Here is a 24,821-nt window from a genome sequence, read left to right as displayed (position 1 = left end):
CTATGCAAGATAAAACGGCAGCCGCCGCTCCGGCGCCCTGGTGGAAACGCATCGGTTGGCTGGTGATCATCTGGAGCGCCAGCGTGCTGGGGCTGTTCGTGGTTGCCTCGCTGTTCCGCCTGCTGATGACCGCGGCGGGCATGAAGTCACATTGACGTGACGCCTTATCTGGACGCGCTGTTGGGAAAGTAAAAAGAGACCACCAGCGTGGCCAGCGGCAAGGCGCCGATCTTCACCAGCTCGAACACTTGACCGAGCGCTTCGTTTTTGTCCCAATACGCGTGGGCGGCGAATACGCCCACGCTGACCGCGAATATCCCGCACAGTACCTGGCGCGCCAGGCGCAACCGCTCCATTTCGTCGAAGACCAACGACGGATCCAAATACAACCTTTCAGCATCGAGCTGCGGGCGCTCATTTTGCGGCTTCATGGAAAGATCCCCACCACCACGGCGACCGCCTCCAGCCCCTCGTCGCTTTCACGCACGATACCGAGGCGGGAACCATCCTGTTTCATCCACTCACGGTCGGCAATCGTCATTAAAGCAAACGCCAGGCGTATGACGTCGGTTTTGGCCATCCCGTGACGCCGGGCGATATCGTTCAGACTGTCGTCGATTTCATTGGATAACCGAATAGGTAAACTCCGCATGCTCCACCTCCTGTGGTCGTTGATTCACCGAGGGAAAGTCTACTGGAACGCCAAATGTCGTTCAATTAGTGAACTGCGTAACGCCTCGCACAATTCGCATGCAACGCTAGTGCGGCTTGCGGCCCATCGCGCTGAGGAAGCGTTGCTGCAGACGCAACAGCTCCTCCAGCTCCAGCAGGCGATAGTCGATGCCGAAACGCGGCGCCACCTCGCCGATAATGCGGCTCAACGCCGGGTAATGGCGGTGGCTCCAGTGCGGAAACAGATGATGCGTCAAATGCAGATTCGCCCCGCCCAGCCAATAACCCAGCCAGCGCGGCCGAGTCTGCCAGTCGAACGTGGTGGCGAACACGTGGTGATACCAACCGTGCGGCATCGCGCCCTGCGCCGGTGCCTGATAAAAGTTGGCCTTGGCCCAGTGGGTGCCGATGATCAACATCACGAACAGCAATGAAGAAAGCATCTGGCTCAGTAAATAGACCAGCAGAATTTGCCCGATGCCGATCGCCGGCGGCAACAGCCAACATGGGATCGCCAGCGCCAGCAGCAGGTGCGCCGCCTTCCCCGCCAGAAACCCGATCCAGCCGCGTACGCCCTGCTGCGCCATGCGCGCCGCCACGCGGGTGCGGCCCGCCCTGTCCAACCAATCGAACAGCCAGATGTAGTACGGAAAAGTCAGCGCCGCCACCAACGGCCAATAGTAACGCTGCGCGCGCATAAAGGGCCGCCAGCGCTGGAACGGCGTTTGCCGCAGCACGCCGTTGGCGTCTATATCGGGATCGTAATGTTCGATGTTGTTATGGGCATGGTGGAACAACACATGCCGCACGCGCCAACAGTCGGGATCCAGCCCCAGCGGCACGCTCACCAGTGCGTTCAGCCAGCGGTTGGCCCAGGGGCGGCGGAAAAACGCGTTGTGCGAGGCGTCGTGCACCACGTTCACCGTCAGGAACATGCCGATAAAGATAAAACCGAAGTAGCAGGCGAAAAACGCCCAGCCGTTATGCTGCTGCAGGCTCAGCCCGTAACACAGGCCGCACAGCGCCAGCAGCAGCGCGACCTTCGCCAGCATGCCGCCGTCGGCGAAACGGTGATCGCCGTGGGTCGCCAGATAATGCTGGGCGGCCTGCATCAGCGCGCGATGCAACCCGCTGTCGTCGCGCCGATAGGCTAACGGACGCAGCGGTTTCATGGCTGTCCCATCCGGCGCAAGAAGCGCTGTTGTTGCGCCAGCAGTTCGCGATAGCCGATGCAGCGGTACGCCATGCCGTGCCGCTGCGCCACTTCCGCCACCGCGGCGGCCAGCGCTGGGTAATGCCGGTGATTCCAGCCGGGAAACAGGTGATGCGTCAGGTGATAGTTCAGCCCGCCGGTCAGATGCTCCAGCCAGCGCGGTTCGGGCTGCCAGTCGCAGGCGGTGGCGAAGTTGTGCCGATACCAGCCGTGCGGCATGCTGTCGCCCGTCGGCGCCGGGTAAAACTCGGCCTGCGCCCAATGGGTGCCCAACAGCAAAAACACCACCAGCAGCGAGGCGCACATCTGGCTGAGCGCGTAAGCCAGCAACACCCAGCCCCAGCCGATGCCGTGCAAGTGGCCCACGACCAGCGGCACCACCAGCACCAGCGCCAGATGCGCGAGCTTGCACAGCACGAACAGCGCCCAACCGCCGCGCCCCGCCAGCACGCGTTTTTCCCGCAGCGGCGTTTTATCGAGCCGATCGGACCAATCGAAAATCCAGGCGATATAGGGCAGCGAGAGCGCGGCGATCAGCGGCCAGTACAGATGCTGATAGCGCATATGGGGCCGCCAGCGCTGAAACGGCGTCTGGCGGAAAAAGCCGTTCTCTTCGGTATCCAGATCGTAGTGTTCGACGTTGGCGTAAACGTGGTGGTAATCCACATGCCGCGTGCGCCAGTAGTCCGGATCGACGCCCAGCGGCAGCGTCACCAACCGCCCCACCAGCCGATTGGCCCAGGGCGCACGCAGGAAAGCGTTATGCGAAGCATCGTGGTTGACGTTGACATTGAGCAGCATGCCCATGGTCACGAACAGGAAATAGCAGAGGAAAAACGCCCAGGGCTGATGCTGCAGCAGGCTCAGCGCGTAAAACCCGACGCACAACGCCAGCAACAGCGCGGCCTTGGCCAATCGCGCGGCATCGGCATAGCGATGATCGCCCGCCAGACAGGCGTGGGCCGCGCGCTTAAGATCGCGGTGGAAGGCCTGTTCGCCATCGGCGGGAAAACGCAGCGGCGGCAATGATTCAGCCATGCGGTTCCTCCACGGCGGCCGGTGCGGCTACTCTTCCCCAGCCCAACGCGACGCACAGGGCATGCAACGCCACGGCGGCCATGGCGATATGCCAATAGCGCTGCGGCCAACCGAGATAGCCGATAAACAGCAGCGGCATGCCCAGCGCGATCAGCAGCCAAACGGCACTCGCCCACCGCCGCCCTTCCGTCATGCCGCCCAGCGCCACCGATCCCAACGCCAGCAGCGCCAACAGCGCCATTTGCGGCCAGCTGATGTCGCTATAGCCGTAACCGTATTGATAGACGTAACCGACCACCAGCGAGAACAACAGCATGGCGCCGCTGAAGACGCTGAGCGCCGAACGGCGCTCGCGTGGCCGGCCCGGCGCCGGGCGCCATGCCAGGCGCAAATAGCGCAGGAACGGCAGATTGCTCGCCCAGAACGGGTTGGCGGACGGCCTGTCGCCGCCGACGCCATAGCTGAACGGCGTGCTCGGCAATGCCGGGCAAAAGGTGCCGAACAGCTTGTCCCAGAAGATAAAGCTGCCGCCGAAGTTCTTATTGGAATACGCCATGTCCTTGACGTGATGCACCCGATGATGCGCCGGCGTGACCAGGATTTTTTCCAGCACGCCGAGCTTCGGCGTCAGCGCATTGTGGTTAAACAGCTGAATGCTGTAATGAAAAATAGAGACCACAACGAACACCGACAGCGGTACCCCCGCCAGCGCCAGCAGCAAAAAGAACGGGATCGACGTCAGCGACGAATACCAGGAGTTGCGCACCCCCAGCGACAGATTAAAGTGCTCGCCCTGATGGTGCACCACGTGCACCGCCCACAGCAGGCGGAAACGATGGTGCAGACGGTGCAGCCAGTAGAAACCGAAGTCCCACGCCAGCAGGGCGAACAGCCACATCAGCAGCGGCGGCCAGGCATCCAGCAACCCCAGGCTGAAATGCGCGGCCACGTAGCCGTAGCAGGTGATCTCCAACCCGCGGAACAACCACAGCATGATATGGCCGGAATTCAGGTTGAACACCAGATCGTGCCAGTTGACCGGCTCGCGACGCCCCCACTGCAGCGCCACCGCCTCGGCCACCACGATGAACAGCATGAACACTATCGGCAATGCCAGATCGCTCATCCCATTTCTCCTTTAACGACGCGCCGGCGCAGGGTTTTCATGCGCAGGGCCAGCCAGCCGGCGAACAGCGCCAGCAGCGCGCCGCCGGCCAAATCGATAAACAAATGCCGACGCAGTTGCAGAATCGAGAACGCGATCGCCACGCCCCACAGCATCCACAGCGCCGTGCGCACTTTGCATTCGCCGTCGCTCAGCGCCCACACCGCCAGCACCGTCAGCGCCATATGCAACGAAGGCAGGCAGTTTTGCGGTGAGTCCACCCGGGTTAACGCCGCCAGCAGTTGCGCGCTGATCCCGACGCCATCGTTCTGCGGATAGGCCATGGTGGTCGGCCACAGCAGATAAACCGCCCCGGCGCCCAGCGCGGTAAGCTGCATCGCCAGCGTCAGCCATTTGATGCGCGGCAGCGGCGCCAGCAGATAGCCCGCCGGGACGATGAGGAAGAACGACAGATAGAGCCAGATGGCCGTGGGGCTGAACGGGATCGCCCGATCAAGCGCCGACGGCGGCAACAGGGTACCCGCCCCCTGCAGGCGATCGGTCAGGCTATACACCACGCCGACCGTGCCCCACCCCAGCAGCATGTGCCATAGCCTGAACAGTGCGCTTTTCATGACTCCTCCGCCCGGCGCACGATGCGCCGCCGCTTGCGATCGAACTGCGGCAGCACCGCTTGCGCCGTCAACCGCCATTCGAGGCGATCGGTGGCGATGCCCTGACGAGCGAACAGCGCCATCAGCTGCGCCTGACAGTGCGCCAACGCCGCCGGGCTGCAATCGGCAATCAGCTCCAACCGCCGTTCGCCATGCTGGATCAGGCGGTAATCGCTGGTCAGCGGCAACGCATTGGCGATCGTTCGGCTGCAGGCATCGGCGAACACCGCCTGCGGTTGCCGCTGCGCATCGGGCAGCATCAGCTGATCGTCGCGCCGCCCCTCGATACGGGCGATCGCCCGCGTCGGTTGCCCGCATGGGCAGGGTTCCTTGCGCAGCACCAATACATCGTCCAGCCGATAGCGCACGATCGGCTGCGTACTGCGGGTGAAGTCGGTGATCAGCGGCGTGAAGCGCAGTTCGTCGATCCACTGCGGCTCGATATGCAAAAACTCCTCGTTCAGGTGCAAGGTGCCGTGCGCGCAGGTGGCGGCGAGGAACCCCTCGGTAGCCTGATACACTTCGCCGACCGCCGGAAACACCTGCAGCAGCAGGCGGCGATCCTGTTCTTCAAGCACCTCGGCGACCGAGATCACTTTTTTGACCGGCAGCGTCACCTGCCCGGCCAGCACCGCCAACGCCAATGCGCGCAGCACCTGCGCCGGGGCCACGATGATGCTGGGCGCCTGCCGTTCCAATGCCGGCAAGTGGCCGCTGAACGGCGCCAGCAGATCGTAAAACGCCAGGCTCAGCCAACGGTTGTTCACGCTGTGATAGAGATTATTATCCGCGCGCAGAAACAGCGCGACGCGCTCGCCCGCCGACAGCCCGTCCGGCAGCATTTTCGCCAGCATGCCGCCGGCCCACACCTGCTGTTCGCGCGGGCTGACGACAAACACGCCGCGCTGCCCGGAAGTGCCGGACGACAATCCGACGCTGTAGCGCCCGATCTTCGGCGTGAAATCGCGATCCGCCTCGCTGCGCTGCGCGCAGGCCAGCACCGCATCGCGCCGCAGCCCGGCGGTGTTCATGCGGTCGAACTGCGCCATCATCAGCGCCTTGTCCATCTGCGGCCATTCGGCGAACGGCCGGCGGCTGAAGCCTTGAAAATAGGGACTCTTGCTCAGCACCCGGCGGGCAAAACCCTCAAGCTGTCGGGCCTGATGCGCCTCCAGCGCCGCACGATCGCCAAAGCGCAGGCGCCGGGCGCGGAAATAGTGCCAAAGGGTCATGAAGGGGATCACAGGTCCCCCTCATGGCACAGCAAAATGTTGACCTGGCCGCCCGCCCACAGCTGGTTGAGCCGCTCCAGGGTGCGGGTGTAAGCCGTCGCGTCGTCCATCACCAGATTGGCCAGGCGCGAAGGCCCGCGCAGCGTCTGATAACTCTGCGGCGACCAGGCGGCGTCGCTGGCCAGCAGCGTCCAGCCTGCGTCGGTGAGGATAAAGGCACCTATATGGCCGGCCGCATGCCCCGGCAACGGCACCAGCACGATCTGCCCTTCACTGCCCGGCAGCGCGTAACCGCGATCGAACGGCGCCAACAGCGCGGGCAACGCCACCGCAGGAAAAGACTCCATAAACTGCAGACGGCTCTCGAAATCCGCCGGGATCAGGCCGGGAATAAAGGCGCGCTTCAGCGCCGCGAAACCGCGCAGCCCACGGGTTTGCTGCCAGCCCTCGCCGGAGCAAATAAAGTCGAGTTGGCTGAAATCCTGCAGCCCGGCGATGTGATCGGCGTGAAAATGCGAGACGATCAGCGCCTGAATATCCCCCTCGGCGTAACCGGCTTCGCGCAGTTGATGCGCCAACGACTCGGTCGGATCGAAATAGACCGGCGTCATGCGGCGGTAAAGGCTGAACAGCCCCGACTGCGTGTGCTGCTGAAAATAACGCGCGTAGCCGGTATCCCACAGCCAGCGGCGCTCCCCCACCTCCAGCAGATAGGCGCGCGCCGGGAATTTGCACACCCGGAATCCGGCGCCGCGCAGCGCCATGCAGCCGATATGCGTACAATAGCCCACTTCAAAAACGGTGACCTTAGCCATGCTGCCCGCCTCCTTGCCGCCGCAGCCACTCGCCGGTCAGACGAATGCCCTCTTCCATCGAATAACGCGGCCGGTAACCCAACTCTTCGATCGCACGGGTCTGGCTCAGCGTCATGTCAAAATGCACCGCCGCCACACTGTAGCGCGTCAACAGCGGTTCCTTGCCGCTCAGCGCCGCCCACAGCTCCATGCCGCCGGCCAGCGTATGCAGCAGCGGATAGGACACGGCCTGCAGCCGGTAACTCAGCCCCAGTTCCTGACGCAGCAACGCATCCAGCATCTCCACCAGCCGCTGCGGTTGGTGGTTGGTGATGTTGTACACGGCACCGGACGGCAATCCGCGTTGCCGGCTGGCCAGATCCATCGCATGCACCACGTTGGGGGCGAAGGTCAGATCCAGCAGCGCCTGTCCGCCGCCGGGCAAACGCAATACCCCGCGGTCGCGTTCGAGCTGCTGTAATAGCCGCGGCACGATCACCCGATCGTGCGGGCCAAACAGGCCGCGCGGCCGCAGCATAATGTAGGTGGTTTGCGGATAGATCTTCGCCTGCGCCAACAGGCGCTGCTCGGCCGCATACTTGCTGGCGGCATAGTGATTGGCGAAGCGCCGGGCGCGGTAACTCTCGTCAAGATCGTAATGCGGCTGAAAATCGAAGTAGATTGCCGGTGTGGAGATATGCACGAAGCGCCGCACGCCGCAGCGCCCGGCCGCCTCCGCCAGCTTCTCCGTCGCCGCGGCGTTGATGTGGTGAAACTCCGCTTTGCCGCCCCAGGGCGAAGACTTGGCCGCGCAGTGCCAGACCCACTCGCAGTCGGTCACCAGCTCCCGACACTGCTGCGGCGTGGCCTGCGCCAGATCGAGCGCGCAAAACTCGGCGCCCAGCTGACGCAGCGTTGCGCCGGCCCGTTCATCACGGCCGGTGGCGCGCACCTGATGTCCGGCCTCCAGCAACCACTGCGCCGCGTTGCGGCCCAGCCCGCTGGTCGCCCCGGTGACCAGCACCCTCATGGCAGCAACACCATGCCGGCCAGCGCCAGCCCGGCGGCGGTGCCGATCAGCATCACCGGCTGACCGGGATTGATGCGCCCGGTGGTCACGGCGGCATGCAGCGCCGTCGGGATAGACGCCGCCACCTGATTGCCATGATGGCGGTAGATATCGACCAGCGCCTCGCTGGAGACGTGCAGCCGTTTGCGCATATGTTCGAGCGACAGATGGCTAGCCTGATGCGGCACCACGGTGGCGATCTGCGCCAGGGTCAGGCCGCTGGCGCTCAACAGCCGATCGAGGTAACCCTCAATCAGCGCCGAGGCCTGGCGAAACAGCGGCTTGCCCTGCATATGAAACAGGAAGTCTTGCTCACACATGCCGGCGCGCGGGTTGCGACGCGTGCCGCCGGCGCGGATCTCGCACAGTTCGCTGCCGGCGGGGTAGGTTTCCACCAGGCTGGCGAGGATGCCGCTGGCGCCGTCGCCGCGCTCCACGATGGCGCAGGCCGCGCCGTCGCCGAAGATCAGCGACGACTCTTCGTGCTGCCAGTCGATGCCGCGTGAAGCGAGATCCGCCGAGACGATGGCGATGCGTCGATACGTTCCGGCGTTCAGCAGCCCCGCCGCCACCTGCAGCGCAGAGATAAAGCTGACGCAGCTGCTGTTGATGTCGAAGCCCGGCGTGCCCGGCGCCAGCCCCGCCACCTTGAGAATGTGCGCGGCAGTGCACGGCAGCGCCTGCACCGAAATCGCCGAGGCGGAGATCAGCAGATCGATCGAGTCCGCCGGAATGGCGCGGCGAGCCAGCGCATCTTGCAGCGCGGCAGCGGCGAGTTCAGCCTGGCTGGCATCGTCGGCGGCGTGATAGCGGTAAACGATGCCCGAGCGTTTTTCAACGTAGCCGGCCGGTTTCCCCAGCCGAGCGTCGAGCGCAGAGGACGCCACGCGGTTAGGCGGCAACGCGGCCCCGGTGGCGATGATTTTCAGAGGCAGCAGCTCGGGTGAGCGTAATTGTGTGGTCATTATTGTTATTGATTAACCTGACTATCCATAAAGCGATTCTCCCGTACGGCGCGAAGGCCACACGGATCATCCCCGGTTTTTATGTCCCAAAATGCCTTTCATCAAGGCGGTATCTCTTGTTATCGGCTACCACAGGCCGACGTCCGTCGGCGGAAGCATAAACGTAACATAACTGAGATAGTGAGTTTACGACAAGGCGACGAGAATGGGCAGACGGCGGGGGAATTATCGGAATAGCGCCGCCGCTGGCGATCGGCGGCGGCGGGGTCAGGCTCAGCGGCGGTTGCGCACCAGCTGGTAACGGCGGGTCAGGTACTCTACCGGCGCACTCCAGATATGCACCAGGCGGCAGAACGGAAACAGCACGAACAGCGTCATGCCCAGCACCATATGCAGCTTGAAGATCAGCGCCACGCCTTCCAGGTGCGCAGAAGCGCCGGCGTGGAAGGTCACGACCGCCTGCGCCCAGGCCACCAGCTTCATCATTTCGCTGCCGTCCATATGCTGGGCGGAGAACGGAATGGTCAGCAACCCCAGGCACACCTGCACCACCAGCAATGTCAGGATCAGGATGTCGGCGACGCTGCTGGTGGCGCGCACCCGCGGGTTGGTCAACCGGCGCTTCAGCAGCAGCGCGCCGCCGATCAGCGTCATCAGGCCGCAGGTGCCGCCGGCGATCATCGCCAGCTTCTGCTTCACGTCGATCGGCAGGAAGGCCTCATACATCCAGTGCGGCGTCAGCATGCCGAGGAAGTGGCCCGCGAAGATGCCGATAATGCCGATGTGGAACAGGTTGGACGCCAGCCGCATGCCCTTTTTATCCAGCATCTGGCTGGAGCCGGCGCGCCAGCTGTACTGCCCGTAGTCGTAGCGCAGCCAGCTGCCGATCAGGAACACCGCGCCGGCCAGATAAGGGTAGATGTCGAAGAAGAACTGATTCAAAAATTGCATGATTAGCGTCCTTTGGTTCCGGTTAACGCATCCGTCAGGTCCAGATACTGTGGCGCCACCGCGCCGGCGAAGCGCCGCTGGTGCGCCGTCTGCTGGGCGGAGGCACAGCCCTGCTCGCCGAGAAACTTGACCTGCTCCTCTTCCCACACCGCATCCAGCGCCTGCGGCGTATCGTCGCGCGCCTCTTGCGCCACCTGCGTCTTCAGCGCCTGCGCCTGCGCATCGCTGCCGGACAGCGCCAACAGCAGATCGAACAGCACCGCATACGGGCTTTCGCGCTGCTGCAAGCGCGCGCCCAACAGCGCCAGGATCGGCGCAATGTCCTGCAGCCCTTCCCGCGCCTGCGCCGCGCTGCGGCTGGCCAGATACTCCAGATACAGCGGCAGGAAATCCGGCAGCTCGCGGCTGGCGATCTCCAGCCCGGCGGCGCGGTACTGCGCCATCAGGTCAACCATCGCCTGGCCGCGATCGCGCGACTCGCCGTGCACGTGCTCAAACAGCAGCAGCGAGGTGGCGCGGCCGCGATCGAACAGCTCGCAATAGTCGGCCTGCGCGTCCAGCAACGGGCGCGCGCACAGGCGACGGATAAACAGAATCAGCAGCGCGCTGTGGTGCAGATCCAGCTCGCTGGCCGGTTCCAGCGCTTCAATCAGCGCCTGCTGATGGCCAAACAGCGCCTGCTCCGGGTAATCCAGCAGGCGGGCGATCACTTTCAGACTGATCATGAGGCATCCTCCGGCCGCGCAGTTTTCGCGGTCACGTCAATGGCATCGATACGACGGCTGTTGAACAGATTGAACTTGCCGTCGCTGCCGTGGCAGCCGTCGCCGAAGCTGAAACCGCAGCCTTTGCTTTCCGGGAAGGCTTCGCGCGCCAGTTCGCGGTGGCTCGACGGCACCACAAAGCGATCTTCATAGTTGGCGATCGCCAGGTAGCGATACATCTCCTGCGCCTGCGCTTCGCTCAGACCGACCTGCTCCAGCGCGCTGATGTCCACCACGCCGTCGACGGTTTCCGCCCGTTTGTAGTGGCGCATCGCCAGCATGCGTTTCAGCGCCAGCAGCACCGGCTCGGTATCGCCGGCGGTCAGCAGGTTCGCCAGATACTGCACCGGAATGCGCAGGCTCTCGACGTCCGGCAATACGCCGCTGTGCGCCAGCTCGCCGGCGTCGGCGGCCGACTGAATCGGCGACAACGGCGGCACGTACCACACCATCGGCAGCGTGCGGTATTCCGGGTGCAGCGGCAGCGCCAGTTTCCAGTCCATCGCCATTTTGTACACCGGCGACTGCTGAGCGGCTTCAATGACGCCCTGCGGCACGCCGTCCGCCAGCGCCTGAGCAATCACCTTCGGGTCATGCGGATCGAGGAAAATATCGAGCTGGCTCTGGTACAGATCCTTGTCGTTTTCCACCGCCGCCGCCTGCTCGATGCGATCGGCGTCGTACAACAGCACGCCGAGATAGCGGATGCGGCCGACGCAGGTTTCCGAACAGACGGTCGGCTGCCCGGCTTCGATGCGCGGGTAGCAGAAGATGCACTTCTCGGACTTGCCGCTCTTCCAGTTGAAGTAGATTTTCTTGTACGGGCAGCCGGTCAGACACATGCGCCAACCGCGACACTTGTCCTGATCGATCAGCACGATGCCGTCTTCGCCGCGCTTGTAGATCGCCCCGCTCGGGCAGGTGGCGACGCAGGCCGGGTTGAGGCAGTGCTCGCACAGGCGCGGCAAATACATCATGAAGGTGTTTTCGAACTGGCCGTACATCGCCTTCTGCAGGTTATCGAAGTTCTTGTCCTGCGAGCGCTTTTCAAATTCCCCGCCGAGGATCTCTTCCCAGTTCGGGCCGCTTTCGATCTTGTTCATGCGCTGGCCGGTGATCACCGAGCGCGGGCGCGCCACCGGCTGGTGTTTGCCCTGTTTGGCGGTGTGCAGATGCTGGTAGTCGTAATCGAACGGCTCGTAGTAGTCGTCCAGCGCCGGCACATCCGGGTTGGCGAAGATTTTCGCCAGCACGCCGACGCGGCTGCCCATACGCGGCTCCAGCTTACCGTTGATTTTACGGATCCAACCGCCCTTCCACTTCTCCTGATCTTCCCAGGCGTGCGGATAGCCGACGCCGGGTTTGCTTTCCACGTTGTTGAACCAGGCGTATTCCATGCCTTCGCGGCTGGTCCAGACGTTCTTGCAGGTGACCGAACAGGTGTGGCAACCGATGCACTTGTCCAGATTCAGCACCATGCCGACTTGCGAACGAATTTTCATTTGTTGTTCTCCTGCTGACTGCCCTGCGCGTAGTCGTTGCCTTCATCGTCCAACCAATCAATACGGTTCATCTTGCGCACCACCACGAACTCGTCGCGGTTGGAGCCGACGGTGCCGTAGTAGTTGAAGCCGTAGGCCAGCTGCGCATAGCCGCCGATCATGTGGGTCGGCTTCGGACAGGCGCGGGTCACCGAGTTGTGGATGCCGCCGCGTTGGCTGGTGATCTCCGAGCCAGGCAGATTCACGATGCGCTCCTGCGCGTGGTACATCATGGTCATCCCCGCCGGGATACGCTGGCTGACCACCGCGCGCGCCGTCAGCGCGCCGTTGGCGTTGAAGGCCTCGATCCAGTCGTTGTCCGCGATGCCCAGATCTTTGGCGTCGTCTTCGCTCAGCCAGACGATCGGGCCGCCGCGCGACAGCGTCAGCATCAGCAGGTTGTCGCTGTAGGTGGAGTGGATGCCCCACTTCTGGTGCGGCGTCAGGAAGTTCAGCGCCTTCTCCTTGTTGCCGTTCGGTTTGCTGTTGAGCAGCGGCTGCGCGGCGCGGGTGTCGATCGGCGGCCTGTACGCCAGCAGGCTTTCGCCGAAGGCGCGCATCCACTCGTGATCCTGATACAGCTGCTGACGGCCGCTGAGAGTGCGCCACGGGATCAGCTCGTGCACGTTGGTGTAGCAGGCGTTATAGGAGACATGTTCGTCTTCCAGGCCGGACCAGGTTGGGCTGGAGATGATTTTGCGCGGCTGCGCCTGAATGTCGCGGAAACGAATTTTCTCGTCTTCCTTGTTCAGCGCCAGATGCCGATGATCGCGGCCGGTGACGTTGCTCAGCGCTTCCCAGGCTTTCACCGCCACCTGGCCGTTGGTTTCCGGCGCCAGCGACAGGATCACTTCCGCCGCGTCTATCGCGCTCTCGATCTTCGGCCGCCCCGCCGCCGGGCCGTCGGCCTTGACGTAGTTAAGCTGCTTGAGGAAATCGACCTCGGTCTGGGTGTTCCAGCTGATGCCTTTGCCGCCGTTGCCCAGTTTGTCCATCAACGGCCCCAGGGAGGTAAAGCGCTCGTAGGTGGCCGGATAATCGCGCTCCACCGCGATGATGTGCGGCGCGGTTTTGCCGGGGATCAGTTCGCACTCGCCTTTCTTCCAGTCCTGCACGCCGTAAGGCTGCGCCAGCTCGGCGGCGGAGTCGTGCTGAATAGGCAAGGTCACCACGTCGGTTTCCTGGCCCAGATGGCCGACGCACACCTCGGAGAAGGCTTTGGCGATGCCCTTGTAGATTTCCCAGTCGCTCTTCGAATCCCAGGCCGGATCGACCGCCGCCGACAGCGGATGAATGAACGGGTGCATGTCGGAGGTGTTCATGTCGTCTTTTTCGTACCAGGTGGCGGTCGGCAGCACCACGTCGGAATACAGGCAGGTGCTCGACATGCGGAAATCGAGCGTCACCACCAGATCCAGTTTGCCTTCGCCGCCCTGTTCGCGCCATTCCACTTCCTGCGGCTTCACGCCGCCCTGCTGGCCGAGATCTTTCCCCTGGATACCGTTCTCGGTGCCCAACAGGTATTTGAGCATGTATTCATGGCCCTTGCCGGAAGAGCCCAGCAGGTTGGAGCGCCAGACGAACAGGTTGCGCGGGAAATTCTGCGGATTGTCCGGCTGCTCGGCGGCAAAGCCCAGCGCGCCGCTCTTCAGGCTGTCAACGGTGAACTCGACCGGCGACTGGCCGGCGGCACGGGCCTGCTCCGCCAGGCGCAGCGGGTTAGCGCCCAGCTGCGGCGCCGACGGCAGCCAGCCCATGCGCTCCGCGCGCACGTTGAAGTCGATCAGGCTGCCGCCGAAGCGCGATTTGTCCGCCAGCGGCGACAGCAGCTCATCGGTGCTGACGGTTTCATAGCGCCATTGGCTGGAATGGTTGTAGAAGAACGAGGTGCTGTTCATGTGGCGCGGCGGCCGTTGCCAGTCAAGGCCGAACGCCAGCGGCAGCCAGCCGGTTTGCGGCCGCAGTTTTTCCTGGCCGACGTAGTGCGCCCAGCCGCCGCCGCTCTGGCCGACGCAACCGCAGAAGATCAGCATATTGATCAGGCCGCGGTAGGTCATGTCCATGTGATACCAGTGGTTGACGCCGGCGCCGACGATGATCATCGAACGGCCGTGGGTCTTCTCGGCGTTTTGCGCGAACTCGCGGGCAATGCGGATGATGTTGTGGCGCGACACGCCGGTGATCTGCTCGGCCCAGGCCGGGCTGTAAGCCTTGACCTCGTCATAGTCGGCGGCGCAGTTGGCGTCGCCCAGCCCGCGCTCGAGGCCGTAGTTGGCAAGCAGCAGGTCATACACGCTGGTCACCAATGCTTCGCTGCCGTCCGCCAGCCGCAGGCGTTTCACCGGCAGCTTGTGCAGCAGGATCTCGTCCAGCGCCACGCTGTTGAAATGCTCGCTGTCGGCGCCGCCGAAGTACGGGAAGCCCACCTCGGCAACCTCGTCATGCATGCCCAACAGGCTGAGCTGCAGCTCGACTTCCTGTTGCGACTTGCCTTCGCGCTGCTCCAGGTTCCACTTGCCCTTCTCGCCCCAGCGGAAACCGATGGAGCCCTGCGGCGCCACCAGATCGCCGCTGCGGCCGTCGATAGCAACGGTTTTCCACTCGGGATTGTTTTCCTGGCCCAATCCGTCCACCAGATCGGCGGCGCGCAGCAGGCGACCGGCGGCGTAATGGCCGCCTTCACGCGGTTCCAGCAGCACCAGCATCGGCATGTCGGTATAGCGGCGCACGTAGTCGCGGAAGTAGCCGACTTCGCGATCGAGATGGAACTCTTTCAGCATCACGTGGCCCATCGCCAGCGCCATCGCGCTGTCGGTGCCCTGCTTAGGATTCAGCCAATGGTCGCACAGCTTGGCGACTTCGGCGTAGTCCGGCGTCACCGCCACGGTTTTGGTGCCCTTGTAGCGCACTTCGGTAAAGAAGTGCGCGTCCGGGGTGCGCGTCTGCGGCACGTTGGAGCCCCAGGCGATGATGTAGGAGGAGTTATACCAGTCGGCGGACTCCGGCACGTCGGTCTGCTCGCCCCAGGTCATCGGCGAAGCCGGCGGCAAATCGCAATACCAGTCGTAGAAGCTCAGGCAGGCGCCGCCGATCAGCGACAGGTAACGGGCGCCGGCGGCGTAGGACACCATCGACATCGCCGGGATCGGCGAGAAGCCGATGATACGGTCCGGGCCGAAGGTTTTGGCGGTATAGACGTTGGCGGCGGCGATCAGTTCATTGACCTCTTGCCAGCTGGAGCGGACGAAGCCGCCGCGGCCGCGCGCCACCTTGTAGCTTTTGGCTTTTTCCGCATCGCCGACGATCGATCCCCAGGCCGCGACCGGATCGCTGTGCTGCGCTTTCGCCTCGCGCCACAGTTTGAGCAGCCGCTTGCGCATCAGCGGGTATTTCAGCCGGTTGGCGCTGTACAGATACCAGGAGTAGCTGGCGCCGCGCGGGCAGCCGCGCGGTTCATGGTTGGGCAGATCGGGGCGGGTGCGCGGATAGTCGGTTTGCTGGGTTTCCCAGGTCACCAGACCATTCTTCACGTAGATCTTCCAACTGCAGGAACCGGTACAGTTCACGCCGTGGGTGGAACGCACCACTTTGTCATGCTGCCAACGGCTGCGGTAGCCGTCTTCCCAGTCGCGGTTGGTGTTCAAGGTCTGGCCGTGATCGCCAGAAAAAGGCTCCGCCAACTGCTTGAAATAGCGGAAACGGTCTAAAAATTTGCTCATCCGGAATGCTCCTGAAGGCTCTTGTCGTTATAAGAAGACATGCTCAATCTGCCGCCAGCCTACTGACGGCCAACCGACGGCAAATTGATTGCGATCAAGAGAAAGCGGGCGGCGACGCGCGCGCCGGGCGGGAAATACCACCAAAGTATAGGGGTGAGAAATAGGATTAATTGATTGAATTAAAACGAATAAATCAGAATTTCAAGATAAAGGCGAACGGGCGGGAGGCAAGACGGGGTATTTGGGGGTAGGACGCGGGGGAAAACCCCGCGTCAGGTTTCAGAAAGGGACGCCGCGGAAGAAGACGTTGCGCAGAATATTCTTCATGTAAACGCCGGCCATCACCCCGCTGTTGACGTAGATGATGCCCTTCATGCCGTGCAGCACGCCGCCGAGACGGCTTCGGCTGTCGGTGATGATGCGCGACGTGATGCAGGTGTGGCGCAGCCGCATCACCTTGCGCGCCCGCGGCGAAATCTGCGGCATCAACCGGCGCTCGAACTGCATTTTGTTGTGATAGCCGATGATGCCTTTCGGGCTGGAGGTAATACGCGCACCGTCGTGATCGTTATGCACCGCCAGGCGCTCGTGCAACGTGCCGATGCGCATGCCCGCCGCCAGCAGGCGATAAATGAATATATGATCCTGATAACGCGGGGTATTGAAGAACCCGCGCACCGCGATCGCCGCCTCGCGGCGCAGCATGATCATCGGCGTGTAAGCGACGCCGGCCAGCATGAAGTCCTCCAGGCCGTCGCAGCGGGCGCGGTAATAGCGCTCGGCGCTGATTTGGCCGTCCTGCAGAATATCCATATCGCACAGGCTGACGGGGTAATCGCCGCGCTGCATAAAGGCCAGCTGACGGGCGATCTTCTCCGGGTGGTAGTAATCGTCGTCGTCCAGAAAAGTGAGGTATTCCCCGGTGGCGCGCAGGATGCCGCTGTTGCGCGCCCGCGCCCCGCCGCCGTTGCGCGCGCGCGGGCAATAGACGATCTGCCCGGCGGCAATATAGCCGGCCAGCCGTTCGCGGGTGGCCTGGCGCTGCGGATGGTCCGGCGGATTATCGTCCACCACCACGATCTCTACCGGCTGATGGGTTTGCGCCAGGACGCTGTCGATGGCGCGCGCCAGCAGTTCGCTGCGGCCATAGGTCGGAATAATGACGCTGACTTTGATACTCATAATGGGTTTCCACGCGGGTTTATCGTCGTTCGGGCACGGTCAGATTCACCCGAAACGGTTGTAGAGACTGGCCATCAGGTAGTAGACCAGCGGACTGCGGTAGAACAGGCGGTTCTTGCGGCTGAGCATTTGCCGCTCCTCCGCCCGCAGCCGGGCATAACGCCGTTTCAGCTCGGCGGTTTCCCGCAGCGCGTCGCGCAGGCCGAAGAAATCCAGCCCGACCAGCAGGCGCGCCTTCAGCGTGGTGACGAACAGCACCGAGTGGAATCCCTTCCCCCCCTCGCGGCGACGCCCGCTGTCAGCGCGCTCGATGGCGTAATCGAGATCGTCCAAATCCCGCCGCTTCGGCGCGCGCGTGATGCCGTTGGGGTTAGCGCGGTATCCTATCAACGGCGTGTCGCACACCACGATGCGGTTCGCTTTCAGATACAGCTGCGGGATCAGCTGGATATCCTCGAAGTTGCGCCCCGCCGGAAACGCGGCGTCGTTGAACAGCGAACGGTGATAAATCCGCGCCCAGGCGTACCACAGGCTGCGGTTAAAACTGTCCGCCAGCAGCGCCATATGCGGCTCGCGCTCCTGTGGCGCGGCGTTGCCGGGCACGATCGCCATCAGGCCATCCGGTTCTATCTTGCCGTTTTTCAGCCGCGAGAAGCGCTGGGCGTTGAACGCCACGATCTCCACCTGCGGGTTATCCGCCAGCAGGCGCCCCAAAATGCTGAAATAGCCCGGCAACAGCACGTCGTCGGAGTCAAGAAAACCGAGATATTCGCCTTCGGCATGGGCGATCCCGGCGTTGCGCGCGGCGCTCAACCCCTGGTTATCCTGGCGCAGGATGCTAACCTGCGTTTTCAACGCCGGATAACGGCACAGCACCTCTTGCGCGACGGCGATGGAGCCGTCCGGGCTGCCGTCATCGACGAGGATCACTTCCGCCCAGTCGGGCAATTGACTCAGCACCGAATCCAGGCACGCTTCGATGTAGGCTTCCACCTTATACACCGGGACGATCAGGCTTAGCGTGATAGTCATGAACGGGTATCCTTATTGATTAGTGTCTCGTTGCACCCACAGCGCGCTGCTGCCCACCGCGGGCAATTTGGCGTCGATCTGCGGCTGCCCCTGCCAGCGCCAGCCGGGCGGCAGGTCAAAACGGGCGGCCATCGGCCGATAGTACGGGTTGGCGATCAGCACCAGGCCGCGCTCGCCGTCGATAAACAGCCGCGCCGGTACGGCGGTGTTGTTGCCGGACAACGTCGCGCTTTCGCCCGAGAGCAGGTACGGCGTGAAGCTGTCGATCTGTTGCGCCACGCGGGCAACCCCTTGCCAGATACCGTCGAATTCCTGTTGGTTGAAATCGCCGCTGCGGCGCTTGTAGAACAGGTCGGTATAGGAGTAGAACAGCAGCCCTTTGACGCCGCCGATCAGCCCCAGCCAGGCCTGGTTGCGGATCTCCGCTTCGCTCGGCTGGCGCGGTTTGCGGTGCGGCTCATAGGCGGCGTGATCCATGATCTGCATCACCAGCCAGGCGCCCTTCGCCTGACGCGCCACCTGCACCGTCAGGCGTGAGTATTCCAGCGTGCGCGTCATATCGGCATCGCGTCCGACCGGATAAGGATCGCTGGCCAACACGTCGGAACTGTTGAAATAGGCGTTGAGCGCGCCGGTCTGATTCAGCGCCTGAAAGGTCAGATGGTCAGGGTCTTGTTGCTTCACCTGCAGATGCATCTGCTCTATCTGCGGCGCGTACTTCGGCGCCAGCTCATCGTTGATGTACCAGGCGAGCAGGTTCGGCTGAGTTTTAAACTTCTCCACATAAGACGCCGTCAGCTGCGGGTAGCTCAGGCGCGTTTTCGGCGCAGAGTCGAGGCCGGGGTAGAAATCCTTCAGCGAGAAAATCACCTGCAGCCCGTACTGCTGCGTTTTGCGGAAATAGGCGTACGGGTCGCGCCCTGCGCCGTAGTTGTAATTCAGCACGGTGTTGAAACCGGCGTCGCGGATGCGCGCCAGATGTTCATCGGTCGCCATGTTGCCGTACATGTAGATGCCCAGCGGAAAGAAGCGCTTGCCCTGCCGCAGCGTATAGCCCTGCTCGTCCAGCGCCACTTTCGGCGGCGCCTCGCCGATGCTGACCGGCATTTCGCTGCTCCGGCTGTGCTTCGACGCCACGTCCGTCACCTGCTGCTGCAGGCGGTACTCGCCGGCGGCCAGGTTGGCCGGCAGCGAGAACTCTACGCGCTGACGCTCGGCGACATGGTAGCGGCGGCTCTCCTGCCGCACGGCGGTGCGTTGGCTATCGAGCAGCGTACTTTCCACCTGCACTTCCTGAGGCTGCTGCACTTCGATCAGGCTGGAGGCCGATTGCCCACCGGCGCGCATCTGATACAACGCCGGCGCCGTCGGCTGGCTGCAGACGTAAGCATCGTCGAACCAGGCGTTGCCGGCAGTGCCCTTGCGCATATACAGCCCCAGTACGGTGGTGGTGGCCTCTGCCGGCACGGTGAAGCTGCCCTCCACCGGCTGCCAACCGCTGCTGCCCAGCAGGCCTTGCGGGTAGCTGCCGGCCAGGTGGCGCCCCTTGGCGTCATAGCTTTCGACGTACACCCCGGCGCCCGGTTGATCGCCTTTGCCGCGCAGGTTATCGCCGCGCACCCACACGCCGAACGCGATCGTCTGCCCTGCTTTCACCTGCAGCGTTTGCAGCATCTGGTGATACTCCGCCGGGTCAGGATTGCTGTAGTACAGGCTGGCGCGGCCGCTGCGGCCGCCGGGGACCACCTTGGCCGGCGGCAGCGACCAGCCCGTCTGTCCCTGCTCAAAGCCGGGGTTGGTCAGCAGATTGGTCTCGCAGCCCGCCGCCCCGGCCTGAGCCGCCAGCCCGCATCCGATCAGCACGCAGGCTGCGTTCAAGATTTTGCTGGTCATTGTCTTTTCATCACCGCGCTGTACAGGTAGGAGAAGAACAGGTAGCAGGATTTTTGATAAGAGAGCCCCAGATGACGACGGTAGATCTGCCACTGCCAGTCCGCCGCGCGGATCTTGTTGCCGGACAGCGAATTGGCGGACAGCCGGTAAAACGCCAGCGGCTCCGGAATGCAGTACGCCAGGCGATTGCGCGCGCGCTCCAGAATAGACAGCCACATCACGTAGTCTTCATGCCCGACCTTGCGCTGGTAGACCTTGCCGACCCGGCGCTGGTTGTACATGCCGGTCAGGTTGCCGATCCAGTTGCTTTTCAACATGTCGCGGTAGGCGATGATCTCCCCGGCGCCGCGGTAATTTTTCACCTGCGCCAGGTCATTCTCAAAGGTGTAATAGTGCGAGCAGACCACGTCGTAACGCTGGGTTTTAAGGATGCCGACCTGGCGGGCCAGCTTATTCGGGTGCCAAACATCGTCGCTGTCGCAAAACGCGATGTAGTCGCCGCGCGCCGCCTCAATGGCGATGTTGCGCGTTTCGGCCACCCCCTGATTGACGTTGTTGCGGATGTAGGTCAGCCGATCGTGAATGAACGGCTTGACCACCTCGGCGGTGTTGTCGGTGGAGGCGTCGTCAATCACATACAGGTGGTAGTCCTGATAAGTTTGATTCAATACGCCAAGGATCGACTCGCGGATAAAACCGGCGGCGTTATAAGCCGGCATAATGACGGACACTTTTTCCATGATGATTACCTCAGACGATAAGCTCTTGCCACTGGGGGTAAATACGTTCAGGCACAAACCGCTGCGCCTTTTCCAACGCACGGTGGGAGAAGCGGCGACGCAGTTCGCCGTCGCCGATCAGCGCCAGGACGCGCTGACTGAAGGTGTCGACGTCGCCGTCCGCCACCAGATAACCGTTTTCGCGATCGTCGATCAGCTCCGCCGGGCCGGTCAGACAGTCGAAAGCCACCAGCGGCAGGCCGAAGCTCATGGCTTCGATCAGCACCATCGGCAGGCCTTCGTAGCGAGAGGTCATCAGCAACAGGCTCGCCTGCCGGTAATGCCCGGCGATATCGGCGGTGGCCGGCAGCAGCTGCACCCGATCGTCGAGCCCGTAATCGGCGATCTGCCGTTGCAATGCCGCCCGATCCGGGCCATCGCCGACGATGTGCAGCCGCCACTCCGGCGCCTGCTGCGCCACCTGTCGCCAGGCGGCGATCAGCCGGTCGAAGCCTTTCTGGTGGCACAGTCGGCCGACCGCCAGCGCCACCGGCCGTTGCTGTTCCGGATGCGGCGCCCGCAGCGGAAACGGCGACACGTTCTCAATCACCCGACATTTGCGGGCGGGCACCCAGCGGCCGATATTCGCCAGATCTTTTTGCGTCAGCAGCACGGTGCGATCGCCCAGCCGGTAGATCAGCACCTTCAGCCACTTCATCGGCCACGGATACTGGTGGAAACTGACATGTTCACTCAGCACCAACCGGCTGCCGGGACATAACAGCCGCAGGTAAGGCACCATGATCACCGAGAGTTTCCCCATCGAGACGGTGATGATGGCGTCATAGCGGCCGCGGCGTAAGGACAGCGCCAGGCGCCACGGCCAGAGCAGCGTCTTGCCGCGCATGAAGCGCAGCGTCACCGCCGTCTCCAGCGGATAGAACGCCCGATCCCCGCAGATGGATATCAGTTCGACCTGGTGGCCGAAGCGGGTGGTCAGCGCATTGGCCAGGCTGCTGGCCACCCGTTCGGTGCCGCCTTTGCCGCCGATGTCTTCGATTACAATTGCGATTTTCCGCGGTTGCATGTCACCTCCGTAATCCCTCGCGGGCCGTGCGCAGCAGCCTCCCCCCCAATGGAAACAGTCCCAGCCTGGCCAGACAGTCGCCATACAGCTTGATCGCCTTGAATTTGCCGCTCAGGGTGTGGCGCTCCATGCGCGATGAGTAGTAGTTGAAAGCCTGCAGATCTTCGCTGTACAGCGAAGCCAGCAGGTGTTTACTGGCAAAGCCGCTGATATAGCGGCCGCTGGCCTGCAGATAGGTGTCGATAAAGCGTTCGCTGGCGTCGATGTTCAATCGGCAGCGGTTCAGATCCTCATCGCCGCAGCGGATGAACACCCCACCGCCCTGATCGTGAACCACCCGTGCGCCCAGGTTGGTGGCGTTGACCAAAAACCCCCAGTCCTGGTAACGGGCCAGAAACTCCGGAAATAAAAAACGCCGGTCTTGTTTCTTGCGTACGCTGATGGTCGAGGTGCGAATATCTCCCATCTCGATAAATAAGAAATCTTCCCCGGCCACGCCCTCTTGATAATTAAACACGTAGCTGCGCACGTTCTTGTCGTTGACCGTGGTGTAATTGCCGAACACGATATCGATCCGCGTGTCCTCATGCCGTCTCAAGCGCCGGATGATATAATTGGTGCCAAACATATCTTCCGGTTCCAGAAAAAAAACCACCTCAGAACGCGCCAGGCGAAAACCGATATTGCAGGCGATGGCGATATTGCCGCGCACCCGGCTTTCATGCAGCCGGGCGCGATGATTCGCCGCCAACAGTCCGTGTATCTTTTCCGACTCACCGGCTTCCGATGAATAATCGACCACGATGATTTCATAATCAAAACCGGCGCAATAATGGGTCATGCGCGCCAGCGTGGCGGCGAGATGATTTGAATTATTAAAAGCGGGAATAACAATTGATAAGTCCATTTAATACCTCAAAAGCTATTATCAACTGGCGAGTACAGCCTGATGCCAGAGAAAAAGTTTGTTATCGCAGCATATCCCTGCCCGGTTATCCCCCCGCCTCGGGTCGAGTACGCGCAGCCAACGGCCTGTTTCAGCTACGTATGAAAATACCCTCCCCATTCTTGTTCAATTGTTTCTGGCATCAGCCGTTGTAATCCGGCCCCCGGGGTGAAAGTCAGCTCGCCAAAATAAATGCGATCCTGCACCTGATAAAAATCGACGCGTACGTACGAGAATTGTTCCGCCACCTGGCGCGCCAGCCGCAGCATCTCCTTGAGCCCGCTGGGGCGCGGCATCGGCACGTCGCTGTTCGGCACGCCCATGCGGATCTCGGTGCGGTTCCAGTCCGCATCAAAGAAATCGCGGCGATGATCGATAAAGCGCTGATAATCGATCTGAATAAAGAAGCGCACCTCACCGTCAAGATTAAAACAGTGGATCTTGATGTCGTTCGGTATTTGCCCTTCGTCGATCAGCATTCTTTCCACCATGATGCAAGGTGGAATATCTTTATAATGCCGCTCGCGATAAACCTGATAAAAACTTTGCCGCAGCCAACTGTTGGTCAACACCCGCAGTTCGTTATAACCGGTTTGGCTTTTATCAAATACCAACTTGTTATACCCACTGCCATGGTTGGCTTTAATCACAAACGACTCGGGCAACTGCTGATACATCTCTTCCGTAAACTCTTTGCCGTGCGCGTAAAGATCGATCAAATACTCTTTACCCCATAGCTGTTCGATATACTCTCTCACCCGATATTTATCGGATAGCTGCGTATATATCGCCAGTGGATAAACTTTCCTACGCATCAGTTTTTCGCTGTACCCAACCGGATGAGCCAGATGCGGCACCTTGCGGAAAAACATTGCGTATTTTAACTGATGATATATTGCATCGGGCATACGTCGGTATAACCCTTTCACCAGATTATTTAACATATATTTCTCGTACCTTCCCTATTAATTGCGGAAAACACCGATAGCAAGTCACCTGCAAACGCGTAATTTTTCCTCCTCTGAAAAAACTGTTGAGCACAAAGAATGAAATAAACTCCGTGATCAGCGTCGATATCGCCGCGCCCATGATCCCGTAACGCGGGATCAGGATGAAATTCATCACCACGTTGGCCAACGCCGCCAGCGGCATTTTGATGGCGATGAACCGATAGCCGCTGAACAGCACGATGGCGCGGTAAGACACCGTTCCCATCACCGAGAACAGCGATGTCACCGAGCACAGCGCCAAAATGGTCGCCGTTTGCCGGTAACTTTCGCCGAACATCAGCGCGACTATCTGCTGCGGAAACAGCGACAGTACCGCGATCACTGGCATCGAAAGCACCAGCACCATCAGATACAGCTGGCGAATGCGCGCCTCTTGTTCCTGCTCCGAACCGGCATTCGCCACGCCTGGCATCATCGACATGATCAGCGCGATGGGCACGAATACCCACCCCTGGCTCAGCGTGATGGCAGCGCTGTAAAGCCCGACGCTGTGTTCTCCCAAATAGTTGCCCAGCATGATCTGATCGATGCGCGTATAAATGACGATCGACAGGCTGGAGATCGCCAGCGGCAAGCCGACGCTGAACAGGTAGCGGCCGTAGCGCCGTTTGTGTCTGCCGCTGATCGCCGGCATCTGCGCCTGCTCGCGACGGAACAGCACCCAGCGCACCGCATAAGGCAGCAGGCTGCTCAGCACATAGGGCAGCGCAAACCACACCAGCGGCAATTGCGCGTACACCAGGCCGAGCCGCATCACGATCGACAGCAACAGCGCGACGTTGTTGATCAACGTGTTCAACTTCGACTTCAGCAGCGCGTCGTAATAGATTTTGTAGACGTCCTGCACGGAGAAATACGCGCTGATCAACATCAGCAGCATCATGATTTGGTTGGTGCGATCCTGCGTCAACAGCGTCCAGGCCATCAGCGGCAGCGCGATCAGCGCAAACAGCTGGCGGCGGATGCGCATCGAAGCCAGCATCAGCCGCATGCCGCTCCGGCGCCGTTTGGCGACGCGGTTGAACAGCACCGCGTCCGCCCCCAGCTGCACCAGCGGCACGGCGATGGCGATCACCGACAGCAAGTAGTTAATCAAACCGTATTGCGCCGGCCCGAGATAGCGCGCGACGTACACCGAAACGAAAATCCCCGACAGACTCAGCGATACCCGCTCCAGCATTAACCACAAAGAGTTCATCAGCATCGCTTTCATGC

23 protein-coding genes are annotated in these 24,821 nt (G+C 62.0%); 1 reads left to right on the top strand and 22 read right to left on the bottom strand.

Translation table 11 applies throughout. From position 1 onward, the window contains the following. Positions 1 to 2: 2 nt before the first annotated feature. Complete coding sequence (locus IMX17_RS03675) at positions 3 to 155, top strand: DUF2474 domain-containing protein (protein ID WP_004934619.1); 153 nt, start codon at positions 3 to 5, stop codon at positions 153 to 155. 9 nt (positions 156 to 164) lie between these two features. Here the strand turns inward: IMX17_RS03675 and IMX17_RS03670 are convergent, their stop codons facing one another. From IMX17_RS03670 to IMX17_RS03565, 22 genes are all read right to left on the bottom strand, one after another. After that, on the bottom strand, positions 165 to 431 hold the full coding sequence (locus tag IMX17_RS03670) for a hypothetical protein (RefSeq protein WP_193549344.1): 267 nt from the start codon (positions 429 to 431) through the stop codon (positions 165 to 167). Then, entirely contained in the window at positions 428 to 652 is a 225-nt protein-coding gene (locus IMX17_RS03665; protein ID WP_004934623.1) for a hypothetical protein, read from the bottom strand. The genes IMX17_RS03670 and IMX17_RS03665 overlap by 4 nt, the downstream gene beginning before the upstream one ends. A gap of 106 nt (positions 653 to 758) precedes the next feature. Continuing rightward, positions 759 to 1,844 (bottom strand): acyl-CoA desaturase, encoded by a 1,086-nt coding sequence (locus IMX17_RS03660; RefSeq protein WP_193549343.1) that lies wholly within the window; start codon positions 1,842 to 1,844, stop codon positions 759 to 761. Next, on the bottom strand, positions 1,841 to 2,923 hold the full coding sequence (locus IMX17_RS03655; RefSeq protein WP_193549342.1) for an acyl-CoA desaturase: 1,083 nt from the start codon (positions 2,921 to 2,923) through the stop codon (positions 1,841 to 1,843). The genes IMX17_RS03660 and IMX17_RS03655 overlap by 4 nt, the downstream gene beginning before the upstream one ends. Beyond that, on the bottom strand, positions 2,916 to 4,049 hold the full coding sequence (locus tag IMX17_RS03650) for a sterol desaturase family protein (protein ID WP_182264294.1): 1,134 nt from the start codon (positions 4,047 to 4,049) through the stop codon (positions 2,916 to 2,918). The genes IMX17_RS03655 and IMX17_RS03650 overlap by 8 nt, the downstream gene beginning before the upstream one ends. Continuing rightward, positions 4,046 to 4,663 carry a phosphatase PAP2 family protein gene (locus IMX17_RS03645; RefSeq protein ID WP_182264293.1) on the bottom strand — a complete coding sequence of 206 codons (618 nt, stop codon included), beginning with the start codon at positions 4,661 to 4,663 and terminating at the stop codon, positions 4,046 to 4,048. The genes IMX17_RS03650 and IMX17_RS03645 overlap by 4 nt, the downstream gene beginning before the upstream one ends. Next, positions 4,660 to 5,946 carry a F390 synthetase-related protein gene (locus tag IMX17_RS03640; protein WP_182264292.1) on the bottom strand — a complete coding sequence of 429 codons (1,287 nt, stop codon included), beginning with the start codon at positions 5,944 to 5,946 and terminating at the stop codon, positions 4,660 to 4,662. The genes IMX17_RS03645 and IMX17_RS03640 overlap by 4 nt, the downstream gene beginning before the upstream one ends. Beyond that, on the bottom strand, positions 5,943 to 6,749 hold the full coding sequence (locus IMX17_RS03635; RefSeq protein ID WP_182264291.1) for an MBL fold metallo-hydrolase: 807 nt from the start codon (positions 6,747 to 6,749) through the stop codon (positions 5,943 to 5,945). The genes IMX17_RS03640 and IMX17_RS03635 overlap by 4 nt, the downstream gene beginning before the upstream one ends. Further along, positions 6,742 to 7,758: an NAD(P)-dependent oxidoreductase gene (locus tag IMX17_RS03630; protein ID WP_193549341.1), complete on the bottom strand. Its 1,017-nt coding sequence runs from the start codon at positions 7,756 to 7,758 to the stop codon at positions 6,742 to 6,744. The genes IMX17_RS03635 and IMX17_RS03630 overlap by 8 nt, the downstream gene beginning before the upstream one ends. Further along, positions 7,755 to 8,762, bottom strand: a complete 1,008-nt coding sequence (locus IMX17_RS03625) for a 3-oxoacyl-[acyl-carrier-protein] synthase III C-terminal domain-containing protein (protein WP_193549340.1) — start codon at positions 8,760 to 8,762, stop codon at positions 7,755 to 7,757. The genes IMX17_RS03630 and IMX17_RS03625 overlap by 4 nt, the downstream gene beginning before the upstream one ends. A gap of 273 nt (positions 8,763 to 9,035) precedes the next feature. Further along, the gene (gene narI, locus IMX17_RS03620; RefSeq protein ID WP_193549339.1) at positions 9,036 to 9,713 is read right to left on the bottom strand and encodes a respiratory nitrate reductase subunit gamma; all 678 of its coding nucleotides are present in this window, start codon (positions 9,711 to 9,713) and stop codon (positions 9,036 to 9,038) included. Positions 9,714 to 9,715: 2 nt separating this feature from the next. After that, the gene (gene narJ, locus IMX17_RS03615; protein ID WP_046896634.1) at positions 9,716 to 10,438 is read right to left on the bottom strand and encodes a nitrate reductase molybdenum cofactor assembly chaperone; all 723 of its coding nucleotides are present in this window, start codon (positions 10,436 to 10,438) and stop codon (positions 9,716 to 9,718) included. Then, positions 10,435 to 11,979 carry a nitrate reductase subunit beta gene (narH, locus tag IMX17_RS03610; RefSeq protein WP_046896633.1) on the bottom strand — a complete coding sequence of 515 codons (1,545 nt, stop codon included), beginning with the start codon at positions 11,977 to 11,979 and terminating at the stop codon, positions 10,435 to 10,437. Before narH ends, narJ begins: the two co-directional genes overlap by 4 nt. Beyond that, on the bottom strand, positions 11,976 to 15,737 hold the full coding sequence (locus IMX17_RS03605) for a nitrate reductase subunit alpha (RefSeq protein WP_193549338.1): 3,762 nt from the start codon (positions 15,735 to 15,737) through the stop codon (positions 11,976 to 11,978). The genes narH and IMX17_RS03605 overlap by 4 nt, the downstream gene beginning before the upstream one ends. A gap of 279 nt (positions 15,738 to 16,016) precedes the next feature. Beyond that, positions 16,017 to 16,919 (bottom strand): glycosyltransferase family 2 protein, encoded by a 903-nt coding sequence (locus IMX17_RS03600; RefSeq protein ID WP_046896631.1) that lies wholly within the window; start codon positions 16,917 to 16,919, stop codon positions 16,017 to 16,019. Between the two features lie 45 nt (positions 16,920 to 16,964). Next, positions 16,965 to 17,951, bottom strand: coding sequence for a glycosyltransferase family 2 protein (locus tag IMX17_RS03595; RefSeq protein WP_147880028.1), 987 nt, complete (start codon positions 17,949 to 17,951; stop codon positions 16,965 to 16,967). 12 nt (positions 17,952 to 17,963) lie between these two features. Then, positions 17,964 to 19,844: a carbohydrate-binding protein CenC gene (locus IMX17_RS03590; protein ID WP_193549337.1), complete on the bottom strand. Its 1,881-nt coding sequence runs from the start codon at positions 19,842 to 19,844 to the stop codon at positions 17,964 to 17,966. Continuing rightward, on the bottom strand, positions 19,841 to 20,584 hold the full coding sequence (locus IMX17_RS03585; protein ID WP_046896628.1) for a glycosyltransferase family 2 protein: 744 nt from the start codon (positions 20,582 to 20,584) through the stop codon (positions 19,841 to 19,843). The genes IMX17_RS03590 and IMX17_RS03585 overlap by 4 nt, the downstream gene beginning before the upstream one ends. Before the next feature lie 10 nt (positions 20,585 to 20,594). Continuing rightward, positions 20,595 to 21,650 (bottom strand): glycosyltransferase family 4 protein, encoded by a 1,056-nt coding sequence (locus IMX17_RS03580; RefSeq protein ID WP_182264284.1) that lies wholly within the window; start codon positions 21,648 to 21,650, stop codon positions 20,595 to 20,597. 1 nt (position 21,651) lies between these two features. After that, positions 21,652 to 22,557 carry a glycosyltransferase family 2 protein gene (locus IMX17_RS03575; RefSeq protein WP_046896626.1) on the bottom strand — a complete coding sequence of 302 codons (906 nt, stop codon included), beginning with the start codon at positions 22,555 to 22,557 and terminating at the stop codon, positions 21,652 to 21,654. A 134-nt stretch (positions 22,558 to 22,691) separates the two neighbouring features. Continuing rightward, positions 22,692 to 23,540 carry an ATP-grasp fold amidoligase family protein gene (locus tag IMX17_RS03570; RefSeq protein WP_046896727.1) on the bottom strand — a complete coding sequence of 283 codons (849 nt, stop codon included), beginning with the start codon at positions 23,538 to 23,540 and terminating at the stop codon, positions 22,692 to 22,694. Next, positions 23,530 to 24,819 carry a flippase gene (locus IMX17_RS03565; protein WP_033643437.1) on the bottom strand — a complete coding sequence of 430 codons (1,290 nt, stop codon included), beginning with the start codon at positions 24,817 to 24,819 and terminating at the stop codon, positions 23,530 to 23,532. Before IMX17_RS03565 ends, IMX17_RS03570 begins: the two co-directional genes overlap by 11 nt. Between the last annotated feature and the right edge of the window lie 2 nt (positions 24,820 to 24,821).

This window comes from Serratia sp. X3, from assembly GCF_014982455.1.
GTDB lineage: Bacteria > Pseudomonadota > Gammaproteobacteria > Enterobacterales > Enterobacteriaceae > Serratia > Serratia ureilytica.
Note: the sequence above shows the minus strand (reverse complement) of the source record. Positions and strands in the feature narration are given on the sequence as shown.